The sequence below is a fragment of the Stutzerimonas sp. KH-1 genome (genome assembly GCF_054483855.1).
On record NZ_CM137011.1, the window covers coordinates 239,886 to 251,954 of the forward strand.

The window sequence follows — 12,069 nt, forward strand, 5'->3', positions numbered from 1 at the left end:
CCACCGCGACGCCACCCAGGGAGCGCCGACTTGAACTAGATTGGCGATTTGGCCGTTAACACGCTTGCCTGATACAACGCACATCAGGCCGCCGCAAACACCGGCAGGTCCCGTCCTGCCGCCGGCCGTGCAGTGTTCGGCCGACAGGCTACGAACCCAGGAGCACTACCGATGATCGACCTCCCGCTGTTGCTCGCCTTTGCTGCAGCCGCATCGCTGCTGACCGTCACGCCGGGTGTGGATACGGCCATCTTGCTGCGCACCGCCACGCTGGTAGGGCGGCGCCAGGCCGTGCTGGCCGCGACGGGCATCTGCCTGGGCTGCCTGGCCTGGGGTGTGGCGGTGTCGCTCGGGCTGGGTGCGCTGCTGCAGGCCTCGGAACTGGGCTATACAGTGGTCAAGTTCGCTGGCGCCGCCTACCTGATCTGGCTCGGCTCCAGACTGCTGTTCAACCCGCGCGCCTCGTTCGGCTCAGGCCCGGCTGAGACGCCCTCTGCAGCGTACGGGCAGGCCTTCTGGCGCGGCTTGCTGACCAACCTGCTGAACCCGAAAGTGGGCGTGTTCTACGTCACCTTCCTGCCGCAGTTCGTTCCGCTCGGCGCCGATGTGGCCGCCTACTCGTTCTTCCTTGCGTGCCTGCATGTGCTGTTGTCCCTGGCCTGGTTCGCCGTGCTGATCGCCGCGACGATCCCGCTCGGGACGCTGTTGCGCCGGCCTGCACTGACTAGGGCGCTGGACCGATTGACGGGTGGGGTGCTGGTGGCGTTTGGGGTGCGGTTGGCGGCTTCGAGTGGGGAGTGACGACGCTTAGCGATTACATATTCAGTGATCGCCTTACCGACGCTGGGTTGGACGAGTCGAGTGGGCAACCCCTGGCTTGGCGCCAGGGGGGAGGAGATACGACGATCAGAAGCGGTAGTTCACCCCCAGCGTCAGGGTACGGCCCGGTGCTGGCTGGCGTCCCTCGGGACTGGTGTCGATGCCGCGGAAATAGTACTGGCGGTCGAACAGGTTGCTGATGCCGGCCGAGGCGGTCAGCACGCTCTGGTCCTGCAGCTTGAACTCGCGCTCGATGGCGGTGTTCCAGATCCAGTAGGCAGGCAGCTCGCCAACTGAGGCGCTGGCGTTCTCCTCGGCGCTGTTGGCGTCGTCGGTATAGGCGCTGCTGACGTAGAGGCCATCCAGGCTGTAGGCCCAGAACTCGGCGAAGCGGTAACGACCATCGACGGTGAACTGGTGCTTGGAGCTGTACGGCACCTCGTTGCCCTTGAAGTCGCCGGTGCGCAGTTCGGCATCAAGGTAGGCGTAGCCGGCGTGCAGGTCGAGGGTTGGCAGCGCGGTCGGGGTCCAGAACACCTCGGTCTCTATCCCCTGGTGGCGGGTGCTGCCGAGATTCTGGAAGCGGCTGTTGGCGAACACGATCTGGTCGTCGAAGTCGATGCGGTACAGGCCGAAGTCGATGCGCAGGTTGTCTTGTGGAGTAAAGCGCACGCCGGTCTCGTAGTTGCGCGAGATTTCCGCCTGGACCACGCCATCCCTGACGATCTGGAACACCTGAGGCACCCGCAGCGAGCGCTGCGCGTTGGCGTAGACGAACCAGTCGTCGCTGGCCTGGTAGCCGATGCTCAGACCGGGCAGCCACTCTTCGGCCACGGTCTTGCGCTCGACGCCGCTGACGCCGTCGGCGTACTCCATCTTGGCGTGCTCATAACGCATGCCGGGGGTGATAGTCAGGCGGTCATCGAGCAGCTTGATTTCGTTGCTCACATAGGCAGCTTGGCCCTTGGTATCGAATACCCAGTCGCGTACCACGCTGGTGGTACCGGTATTCAGGTTCAGACGGTCGACGTCGAAATCGACGTTTTCCTTGACCAGGCGGGCGCCGAGCAGCCAGGTCTGGCTGACGCCATCACCGTCGATGCCGAGGCTCAGGCGCGGCTCGCTACCCCAGACCCGGAAGTCGCGGGGCGCATCCTGCAGGGTGGCCGGCGTGGCATCCGGCGCGAAGGGCAGACCGACAATAAAGTTGCGATAGCTGTTCTGGGCGAAGTTGGTCCAGCTGAACTCCACGTCGTCGAACGGGCCCATGGCGCCGAGGTATTGGGTATAGGTGCCCCAGACGCGGTCGCTGTCGCCTTCGAAACGATCGAGGTCGCGGGTCGACTGCCGCGGGTCGTCCTTGTAGTCGGCCACGCTGAGGGCGCCGGCCAGGTCCATGTCGGCGATGTAGCGCTGCACGCCGAAACTCAGGCTGCGGCTGTCGTCGATGTCCCACTGGCCGCGCAGGCGGTAGTTCTGCACATCGGTATCGGAGTGCTCGCGGCCGTATTCGCCGCTGATGGTGTTGACGTCCAGCTGCAGGCCGAAGTTGTCGGTCAGGCGCCCACCGGTGCCCAGGTAGCTGTCGTACAGCTGGCGCCCGCCGGGCGCGAAGGTGACACGCTCCTGCAGGGTGGTTTCCCACTTATCCGGAATTGGCCGGCTAATGAAGTTGATCACGCCGCCGACGTTGTTCGGCCCGTACTGCACGGACGCGCCGCCACGCACGATGTCGATGCGATCGACCGTCGCCAGGGTCTGCGGAAACAGCGACAGGCTGGTCTGGCCATAGGGCGCCAGGGCCAGCGGGATGCCATCGGCGAGCGCCTGGACGCGGCCGCTGCGACTTTCCGAAAGCCCGCGCACGGACAGTTGCGGCAGTACCCCGGTACCGGTCTCGTCGAGAATCTTCACCCCCGGGACCCGCGCCAGCGCGTCATCCAGGCCACGCACGCTGGCCTTCTCCAGTTCCTGGGCCTGGACCACGCTGCGGCTGCCCGCATAGGTGCGTACTTCTTCGTTGCTGGCGCTGCCTAGCACATCGCCCTGGATGACGAGCGGGGCAAGGGATACCGGGCCGTCCTGCTTCTGCTGACGGTTGTCCTCGGTCTCGTTGGCCTGCGCGGCCTGGGCAATGGCGATGGCCAGCAGACTGGCAGTGACGCCGATACGGCGGGTCGTCCTGATCATGCGGAGAAAATTTCCTGATTGTTTGGCGTCAGGTGCAACTGCGCAGCAGAGGGGAACGCTGTCTGTCACCTTCGGCCTGTTGTGGGCAGAGTGTTGCGGCTCTTCTGGGAGCTATTTTGATAATGCTAAGCCTTAGCGGCTGAGAATTATTATCGTTGCGTAAGGTGTATGTAAAGCGGAAGGTGGAACGGTATGTTCCCCGGAAAGCGTCGACGCGCTAGATCGGTGTTCTGCAAAAACTCATGACCGAGAGGTAGCGGCGGCGCTTTACCAGCAGTCGTCGCTAGCAAGCGAGAAGCAGCCAAGCTGCAGACTCGACTACCCAAGCAGTTCTTGGATCGGCGCTACCACCCTGGTTCGGTGCGTTGGTGACGGGACGAAACCGCTGCTTCTACGGTTACCAAGTTTCGACTTGCTTCGCACCGTCTACGTGAGCGCCCGTTACTCCTTATCGAGACTCCGGCAAACCCCTTTCCAATCTCGGACAAACCCACTCCACAAACGCCCGCACCCTTGGCGATAGCTGCAAGGCGTGCGGGTAGACCAGCTGGATTGGCAGGTCCTTTGGCTCGTATTCCCTGAGCACTCTTACCAAACGACCATCAGCCAGTTCATCGGCGACCTGGTAGTGCAGCAGGCGGGTGATGCCGAGACCTTGCACGCAGGCGAGGCTGGCGGTGCGGATCTGGTTGCAGGTCAGGCGTGGGGTTATTTCTTCAGCCTGTTCCCTTTCGCCGTGGCGGTAGTACCAGTGGCGGCCCTGGGCAGCGAAGAGAATGCAGGCGTGGTCTTTGAGTGTTGCCGGAGTGTCGAGGGCGGGCGCGCTGCTCAGGTAGTCGGGGCTGGCGCAGGTGACCAGCCGGGTGCTGCCGATCTGCCGGGCGACCATGGCCGAGTCGGGCAGGTGGCCGATGCGCAGGGCGAGGTCGAGGCGTTCGTCCAGCAGCGGGACGATCTGGTCGTTCAGGTTCAGCTCCACCTGTACCTGCGGGTGCTCCTTGAGAAAGACATTCACCAGAGGCGCCAGGTAGCGCTGGCCGAACTCCACCGGGGCGGTGAGGCGCAGCAGGCCGCGGACGTCGCCATCCTGCGCGTCCAGGCGCTGCTCGATGTCGGCGAACTCGGCAAGCATGCGCCGGCTCCAGGCCAGGTACTCGGCACCCTCGTCGGTCAGGGCCATGCGCCGCGTGCTGCGGTTGAGCAGGCGCACACCCAGGTGGCGCTCCAGCGCGGCCAGTGAGCGCACCACCGATGCCACGGACTGGCCGCTGGCGTCGGCCGCCGCGCTCAGGCTGCCGTTGTCGACGATCCTCACGAAATTGGCCATCGCCTTGAGCTTGTCCATTGCCACCTTCGATTTGTGCGATTGCTGCAGGGGTGTTGTCAGGTCCGCGGCATAGCTGGGATGCGCAGGGCGGCGGACACTGTCCCGGACCGACGACTTCCGGAGTTTCGCACATGAACCCACCATCCAGCCCCGCTCGTATCCTCGCCTATGACCACATCGGCATCCGCGTCAGCGACCGCCATCGCGCCATGGCCTTCTACCAGGCGCTGGGCTTCGTCGAGAGCGCCAGCTTCCCGCTGTTCGAGGCCAACGAGATGCTCAGCCCGGATGGCGTGCGCATCAACCTGATCTTCAACGGTGCGCGTGCCGCTGATGCACACAACGTGCTGCTGGATGCGCCGGTCAAGCGCCCGGGCATGACCCATCCGGCGTTCATCGTCGATGACCTCCAGGCGCTGCAGCGCTGGCTGGGCGAAGAGGGCATCGTCATCACCGAGGGGCCGCATCACATCGGCCCGCGGCGGATCGCGCTGTTCATCCGCGACCCGGACGGCAACGTTCTCGAATTCAATCAGCTCGTCAGAGGAGATGCGCAATGAAACTGTACGACCTGCAAGCTTCCGGCAACTGCTACAAGGTGCGCCTGTTCGCGGCGCTGGCCGACATTGAACTGGAACGGGTGCCGGTGGATCTCGCCGGTGGCGCGCACAAGAAGCCGCCACTGTCGGACATGAACCCGCTGCGGCAGGTGCCGGTGCTCGAGGACGACGGCCATGTGGTTCGCGATTCCCAGGCGATCCTGGTCTATCTCGCCGGTACCTACGGCGGCCTGGCCTGGTGGCCGGACCATGCCCGCGGGCAGGCCGAGATCGTGCAGTGGCTGTCCTTCGCCGCCAACGAGATCCAGCACAGCCTGTGCGCCGCGCGGCTGGTGGAAAAGTTCGGCTACCCGCTGGACAAGGCCGCGGCGCTGGCCAAGGCGCCAACGGTGCTAGGGCTACTCGATGCGCATCTGGAAACGAACGATTGGCTGGCGATGGGGCGGCCGACCATCGCCGATTGCGCCGTCTACCCCTACGTGGTGCTGGCGCCGGAGGGCAGCGTCGACCTCGGCCCGTATGGCAACGTGGCGCGCTGGATGGCGCGTATCGAGAGCCTGCCGGGCTACGTGAAGCCCTGAGCGCGCCGCTGCGACACGCAGGCGGCCCGGCAAACCGCCGGGTCGCCTTGTCCGCCGTGGTGTCAGAAGCTGATCACCGTCTTCAGGCCGAACACCACCACGTCTTCCGCTTCGTCGAAACCGCCCGGCCGGTGGAAGTACTGGACGTTTGGCGTCAGCGAAACCGCAGGTGTCAGCGCCACGCGGTAATAGAGCTCGGCGGGGTATTCCACGTCGGGCACCGGCTCACCCTGTTCGCGCAGGCGCTTGCGGGCGTCGTCGTTGATTTCCAGGCGGCCGAGGCCCAGGCCGAGTTCGTCATTTGGGCGCGAGGCGAACGGCGCGGAGAGGCTGCCGCCAACCTGCCAGATGCGCTCGATGTAGGTCACGTCCGGGTCGGACTGGATGAAGTTGGCAAACAGCTTCAACCGTCGCGCCGGCAGCGCCGCGCTCTGCCAGACCTGCTGCTCGGCCATCAGGTAGCCGCCCGTGGCGTGGTCGTGCTCGGCGGCCGCGGCGCCGGATAGCGCCATGGGCCGGCCGGCACCGTCGCGGTAGAGGTCTTCGAAGTCACCGGTGTTGCGCCACAGGCCGAGCCGATAGGCGCCGGGTTGCCCGCGCAGGGTTGGCGTCCAGCCGAGTTCGGCGACCGCGTGGTAGCCGGTGGTGCCCGACGGGCTGCCGAAGTTCAGGCCTTGCTCACGCTCGGTGAAGCGCGGGTTGACCTGGTAAAGCGCAGTCTGCAACGACCATTCTTCGTTCAGCTGGTAGCGCGCGGTAGCGCCCCATTGGCTGATCGGCCAGGTGTACCAGTTGGGCGTGACGTAGCCGGGCACCGTGCCGCAGAAACCGAGGTTCTGGAACGGGCAGGCGAAGGGGTAGATGTCCCCGCTCATGGGCAGCCGGCCGAGCTTGACCAGCAGGCGGTCGTCGAGCAGCGCCTGCTGGTAATAGAACTGCACCAGCCGGGTGGTGCTGCCATAGCCGTAGATTTCCTGCGGCTGCAGCAGCACGCCGAGGTCGGCTTCGGCGTTGAGGTTCTCGCCGTTGCGGTTGACTACCGTGAAATGAAAGCCGGCGCCGGACCAGCCCAGCAGTTTGTCCAGGTCCAGCGCGGCGTCGAACATCAATTGGTCGGCGTAGGTGCCGGTGTGGTCATCGCCGCCCTGCGTGTTCCAGGCCAGCTCGTTGACGTAGGTGATCTGCAGGTCGACGCCCGCCTCATGCAGGCGGGTGCGGCTGCCGTTCCAGTCGCCGAACAGGAACTGATCGGGTGAATACTCGGCCGCTTGGGCAGAAGTGAACAGGCAGGCGGCGAGAAGGCCGCTGCCGAAGCGCAGGCTTATTGTCATTGTTCTGATCCTTTGGGATGTAACGGTGCGCGTGCAGCGAATACCGTTAGCCGCAATGCCTGTGGGCATTCACGGTATTCGCGTGCGTTTCTGCTATTGGTAACGCCTGGCTATTCAGGCGTTACCGGTTCAACTGTTTGCCTGGTGATCGAAAGTTGCCGGCCTAATGTCCGCCACCAGACTTCACACCGTCGTGTGCTTGCCGGCGGACGAAGTGACGGATGCTTTCCAGCTCGGCATCGGTCAGATCCGGGAACTTGGGCATGCCATTGGCAAGTAACGCGCCGCCGCGCACGACACTCTCGAACGCCTTCTCACTGCCTGTGAGCAATATCGGCGACTCCCGTAGATCGGGTGCCTTCATACCGGCAACCGCTCCGGCGCCATGACAGCCGACACAGAGGTTTTCCGCAAAAACGCCCGCGCCTGCCTCCGCTTTCTTGGTGTCGACCTCGAACTTCTCATCGATGATGGGCTTGGCAAGTTGCGGCGCAGGTTGTTTTGGAACGACCGCTTTTCCATCGAGCGAGAACGTCATGATGCGGCGCTCATGCGCACCATATTTCCAGCCATGACTTTCAAAACCGAGTTCACCGGAGCCACCGAAGTTGGAGGCCAGTGCGCCACCCGGGCCCACTAGCAGGGAAACCATCTGTTTGCCATCCAACTTGTAAGTGATCGGTGGTGCGGAGATACCGAGGCCCACGTCATATGACCAAAGTTCGTCGCCGGTGCGGGCATCGTAGGCTTTGAACAGGCCGTCAGGCTGGCCCTGGAAAACCAGGTTGCCGGCCGTGGTCAGGGTTCCGCCACCCCATGGGCTCTTCTGGTTGACTTGCCACACACGCTCGTTCTTGATCGGGTCCCAGGCTTGCAAGGAACCGCGAGTTTCATGCGGGTCTTTGGTCAGCTCCCAACCGGTCAGTCCCAGGTAGAGCTTGTGGCTTGCCATCTTGTGGTCAGACTTCGTGTTCTTGCCGTCATCCTTGAAGGTATTGCCCAGATGGTTGGTTGGGATAAAGGCAAGATTCAATTCGGGGTTATAAGACATCGCGTGCCATGAGTGAGCCCCGAATGCCGAAGGATAGATATTCTTCTCGCCATCGGGATATCTGGCGTCGTCGGCAACGATATGGCGCTGCTCTTTCAGGTCGTACCTGGTTGACCAGTTGGCATCGGTGAATTTCTCGGCGGACAGTACCTTGCCGTTCGAACGGTCGATCGTATAGAAGAAGCCGTTCTTCGGCGCATGCAATACGGCGTCAACGTCCTTGCCATCGATTTTCAGATCGGCCAGCACGATGTCCATGTTCGAGTTGTAGTCCCAGGTGTCGCCGGGTGCAGTCTGGACATGCCACTTGTATTCGCCCGTATCCGCATCTACTGCCACGACCGAACACAGGAACAGGTTGTCGCCACCCTCCGGACTACGCACCTTGATGTTCCACGGTCCGCCGTTGCCTGTACCGAAGATGAGCTGGTTGTACTTGGCGTCGTACGTCCAGCCGTGCCAGGCATTACCGCCGCCGCCGTTTTCCCACCACCGGCCACTCCAGGTCTTGGCCGCCATTGCCTGAGCGGCATCCTCGAATCCATCGGCAGGGTTGCCAGGCACGATATGGAAGCGCCAGATCTGTTTGCCGGTTTCGGCATCGTAAGCAGTTACATAGCCGCGCATCGGGCCAAGTTCCGTTCCGCCGTTGCCGACAAATACCTTGCCGTCGAAGGCCTTGGGATGGCCGGTGATATTCAACGGCTGATCATGATCAAAGGTTCGGGTTTGCCAGACTTCCTTGCCGTCTTTTCTGTTGATCGCTATAAGACGGCCATCCCAGGTGGCGATGAACAACTTGTCACCATAGGTTGAAAGTCCGCGGCTATGTTTCCAGAAGACCTTCTTCATGTTGTTGTCGAGAATTTCTTTGGAAACCTGTGGGTCATATTCCCAGAGCATCTTGCCGGTGCGCGCATCGAACGCACGCGTTCTGTTCATTTCGCCCACGTAATACATGACGCCATCGACGACCAAGGGCGTGCCGACCATATCGGATCGGTCCGGAAGAGGGGCGTACCATTCGGGTTTCAGCCCGCTGACATTTTCTACATTGATATCTTTCAGGGGGCTGAACCGCTGTTCGGAGTGTGTTCGTCCATAGGCCAGCCAGTCAGCAGTGTTTGATTCATCAGACAGTTCTTTGTCGGTAATCATCCTGTCTGATGCATACAATGGCGCAGTTGCAAAAAGCGAAGCCGCCATTAACACAGGTACCCTTAGATTTGGTCGTCTTGATTTCATTTTTATTATTACCTTGTTTAGGGTTGTTCAGCGCTTCCGGCATGCGTCAAGCGAGCATCTGCCGGTAATGTTTTTAAAACGTGTTTACTCCCTAACGTTCGGCGCTTTTCGGCCGAATGGCTGGATACCGCGCTGGTGGCGCAGACGCACTTTGGGCGGGGCGGTGGTGGGGTAGCTCATGGTGTTGCCTCCGATGCATGGCCAGGCCGGATGGCTGACCGTTTTGTTGTTCAAAGCAAGGGGGAGGGCGGACCGGCCACCGCGCTTGCGGCCGGGCACGGCAAAGGGCGGGCGCCGAGCTGCAGACCTTGCCAGGCCAGAACGCGCTGATAACGGTCGGCCAATGACTCGGCCTCGCTCCACGCGGCCGGCAGTCGCTCGCTGAGAGCCAGATGGCTGTCGGCCTGGCAGCGGAGGTCGCTGGCGCAGGCGTGATAGAAGCGGTTGACGACATCGGCCATGGGCTCGCGCCAGTCCTCCATCAGCACAGCCGCATGAGCGAGCACTGCTGGGCGGCCGTCGCAGCTGCGCCGCCAGCGTTGCGCGGTGCCGGCCAGCTTGCGGCCCTCCATCGTCAGGTTGAAGCGGCCGTCGCAAAAGGCGCCTGGAACCGCGCCGACTCCTGCCCGCAGACCATGTTCGGCGAGCCATAGCGCCAGGGGATCGAGCAGGCGCTCGTAGGCGACGACGATGCGCTTGCCGGTCTCCTCGCTGACCGGCATGGTGCAGGCCAGTGCGATGTTGAGCACCGCCGATGATTGCGGCACCGGCTCGCCGCCGGTGTCGCGCAGCAGGATCGGCCAGCCCTGCGCCGCGCAGCGTTGGCTGGCCAAGGCGAAACCGGGGCGGCGCTCGAAGCTGCCGGGCATCACCAGCGCCTGGCCGGTGGGGCGCCAGAGCAGCAGCTGGCAGTCGAACAGTCCGTCACAGACGCGCTGCAGCAAGGCCCGCTCGGCATTCAGGCCGGCGCCCACGCTGAACCGAGCAATGCCGTTCATGCCGCGTACCCCTCGATGCGCCGGCAGAGATCATCGAGAAATTCAGCCGCGGGTGAGCCGTTGACGGCTCGGTGGTCGAAGGTCAGCGACAGGCCCATCCACTCGACTTCCACCAGTTCGCCGCTCGGCCCGAGTTCCAGCCGCCGCTGGATACCACCGACCCCGAGGATGGCCACCTGCGGCGGATTGAGGATCGGCGTGAAGTGGTGCACCCGCGACAGTCCCAAGTTGGAGACGGTAAAGGTGGCGCCGGTCAGCTCCTTGACCGACAGCTTTCCGGTCTGGGCCTTGTCGACCAGCGCCTTGCGCGCCTGGGACAGGCTTTCGCCGTCCAGTTGTTCGGCATTGAACAGCGCCGGGGCGACCAGCAGATCGCCCGGCAGTGGAATGGCGAGGCCCAGATGCACCGCCGCGTGCTGGTGGATCACCTCTTCTTGCAGCGTGGCATTGAGGCCGGGGTGGGCCTGCAGCGTCTCGATCACCTTGAGCAGCAACAGGTCCTGCACGGACACCGCGCTGCCCTCGGCCTTCAGCTCGGCGCGGCGGGTTTTCAGCGCATCCAGCCGGCATTCGCTGTGGTGGGTCAGCTGCGCGGTGGTCTGCAGGCTTTCGTGCATCTTCGCCGCGATCATCTTGCGCATGCCCTTGAGCGGCACCCGTTCGGAAGCGCGCTCGGGCAGGATTTCCAGTCGAGCCATGGCTATTCCACCTGGCCGATGACCGCACCCTTGGCGATCACCGCGTCTTCTTCCTCGATGATCTTCAGCACGCCGGCAGCCGGCGCCTCGATCTCGAACTGGGCCTTTTCCGACATGACCTCGGCGACCAGGTCACCGGCGGCCACTTCGGCGCCGTCGCTGACCAGCCAGGAGGTGATCACCGCTTCGGCGTCGCCTTCCCAGAGGTCGTCTGCAATCACGATGGGGGTACTCATAAACGTCATTCCTTATGCATGGCGTGATAGGCGGCCACGATCTTGTCCGCGTTGGGCAGGGCCCATTGCTCCATGACCGGGGTGAAGGGGATGGGGATGTCGGGGAAGGCCACCCGCTGCGGGCGTGCCTTGAGCATGCCGATGTCGTGCTCGACGACGCTGGCGATGATTTCGCCGCTGACGCCGAAGCTGTGGTAGTCCTCGTCGATCACGATCAGCCGGCCGGTTTTCTTCACCGAAGCGATGACGTGCTCGCGGTCCAGCGGCACCAGGCTGCGCAGGTCGATGACCTCGGCGCTGACGCCGTCCTTCTCAAGCGTCGCGGCGGCGCGCAGGGCGTGGTGCACGCCGGCGCCGAGGCTGACCAGGCTGACGTCGCGGCCCTCGCGCACGGTCTTGGCCTTGCCGATCTCGACGATGTAGGGCTCGTCCGGTACCGGCACGGTGGCGCCTTTCTCCGTGCCCAGCCAGCCCATGCCCTGCAGCGCCTTGTGGAAGAGGTAGACGACCGGGTTGTCGTCGCGAATCGCCGCGGTCATCAGGCCCTTGGCGTCGTAGGCATTGCTCGGCACCACCACCTTCATGCCCGGCAGGTGGGCGAAGGTGCCGTAGAGGCACTGCGAATGCTGGCCGGCGTCGGAGTATCCGGCGCCGGTGGAGGCCATCAGCACCATGGGCACCGGCACCTTGCCGCCGGAGAAGTAGGTGTTCTTCGCCATCAGGTTGTAGATGGCGTCCATGCAGACGCCGAAGAAGTCGACGAACATCAGTTCGACGATCGGCCGCATGCCGTCCGAGGCGGCACCCACGGCGGCGCCGATGAAGGCCGTTTCGGAGATCGGCGTGTCGCGGATGCGCTCCTTGCCGAATTCCTCGTAGAGCCCGCGGGTGTTGCCGAACACACCGCCAAGCTGGCCGATGTCCTCGCCCATCACGAACACTTTCGGGTCCAGGCGCATCTCCTGGGCCACGGCTTCGGCCATGGCGCGGGCGACGGTGAGCTTTCTCTCTTTTACTGCTGTGGTCATGGCGG

11 protein-coding genes are annotated in these 12,069 nt (G+C 63.7%); 3 read left to right on the plus strand and 8 right to left on the minus strand.

Annotated features, from left to right (window positions below):
• The first annotated feature begins 171 nt into the window (after positions 1 to 171).
• Entirely contained in the window at positions 172 to 801 is a 630-nt protein-coding gene (locus tag ACX1DW_RS01135) for a LysE family translocator (RefSeq protein ID WP_394374763.1), read from the plus strand.
• Positions 802 to 906: 105 nt separating this feature from the next.
• Here ACX1DW_RS01135 and ACX1DW_RS01140 read toward each other — a convergent pair whose 3' ends face one another.
• Positions 907 to 3,009 carry a TonB-dependent receptor family protein gene (locus tag ACX1DW_RS01140; protein WP_458992559.1) on the minus strand — a complete coding sequence of 701 codons (2,103 nt, stop codon included), beginning with the start codon at positions 3,007 to 3,009 and terminating at the stop codon, positions 907 to 909.
• A gap of 448 nt (positions 3,010 to 3,457) precedes the next feature.
• On the minus strand, positions 3,458 to 4,354 hold the full coding sequence (locus ACX1DW_RS01145; protein WP_458992560.1) for a LysR family transcriptional regulator: 897 nt from the start codon (positions 4,352 to 4,354) through the stop codon (positions 3,458 to 3,460).
• A gap of 113 nt (positions 4,355 to 4,467) precedes the next feature.
• On the opposite strand from ACX1DW_RS01145, the gene ACX1DW_RS01150 reads away from it, so the two are divergent.
• Entirely contained in the window at positions 4,468 to 4,896 is a 429-nt protein-coding gene (locus ACX1DW_RS01150) for a VOC family protein (RefSeq protein ID WP_458992561.1), read from the plus strand.
• Complete coding sequence (locus ACX1DW_RS01155) at positions 4,893 to 5,477, plus strand: glutathione S-transferase family protein (protein ID WP_458992562.1); 585 nt, start codon at positions 4,893 to 4,895, stop codon at positions 5,475 to 5,477. The genes ACX1DW_RS01150 and ACX1DW_RS01155 overlap by 4 nt, the downstream gene beginning before the upstream one ends.
• Before the next feature lie 62 nt (positions 5,478 to 5,539).
• Here the strand turns inward: ACX1DW_RS01155 and ACX1DW_RS01160 are convergent, their stop codons facing one another.
• The 6 genes from ACX1DW_RS01160 to ACX1DW_RS01185 all read right to left on the minus strand — a co-directional run bounded on the left by ACX1DW_RS01160 (position 5,540) and on the right by ACX1DW_RS01185 (position 12,064).
• Positions 5,540 to 6,808, minus strand: a complete 1,269-nt coding sequence (locus tag ACX1DW_RS01160) for a carbohydrate porin (protein WP_458992563.1) — start codon at positions 6,806 to 6,808, stop codon at positions 5,540 to 5,542.
• Between the two features lie 163 nt (positions 6,809 to 6,971).
• Positions 6,972 to 9,017: a PQQ-dependent dehydrogenase, methanol/ethanol family gene (locus ACX1DW_RS01165; RefSeq protein WP_458992564.1), complete on the minus strand. Its 2,046-nt coding sequence runs from the start codon at positions 9,015 to 9,017 to the stop codon at positions 6,972 to 6,974.
• 317 nt (positions 9,018 to 9,334) lie between these two features.
• The gene (locus tag ACX1DW_RS01170; RefSeq protein WP_267930877.1) at positions 9,335 to 10,102 is read right to left on the minus strand and encodes a lipoate--protein ligase family protein; all 768 of its coding nucleotides are present in this window, start codon (positions 10,100 to 10,102) and stop codon (positions 9,335 to 9,337) included.
• Positions 10,099 to 10,800: a 2-oxo acid dehydrogenase subunit E2 gene (locus ACX1DW_RS01175; protein ID WP_458992565.1), complete on the minus strand. Its 702-nt coding sequence runs from the start codon at positions 10,798 to 10,800 to the stop codon at positions 10,099 to 10,101. Before ACX1DW_RS01175 ends, ACX1DW_RS01170 begins: the two co-directional genes overlap by 4 nt.
• A gap of 2 nt (positions 10,801 to 10,802) precedes the next feature.
• A complete protein-coding gene (locus ACX1DW_RS01180; RefSeq protein WP_023444395.1) occupies positions 10,803 to 11,036 on the minus strand; it encodes a lipoyl domain-containing protein in 234 nt (77 codons plus the stop codon).
• Positions 11,037 to 11,041: 5 nt separating this feature from the next.
• Positions 11,042 to 12,064, minus strand: a complete 1,023-nt coding sequence (locus ACX1DW_RS01185) for an alpha-ketoacid dehydrogenase subunit beta (protein WP_253748576.1) — start codon at positions 12,062 to 12,064, stop codon at positions 11,042 to 11,044.
• Positions 12,065 to 12,069: the final 5 nt, after the last annotated feature.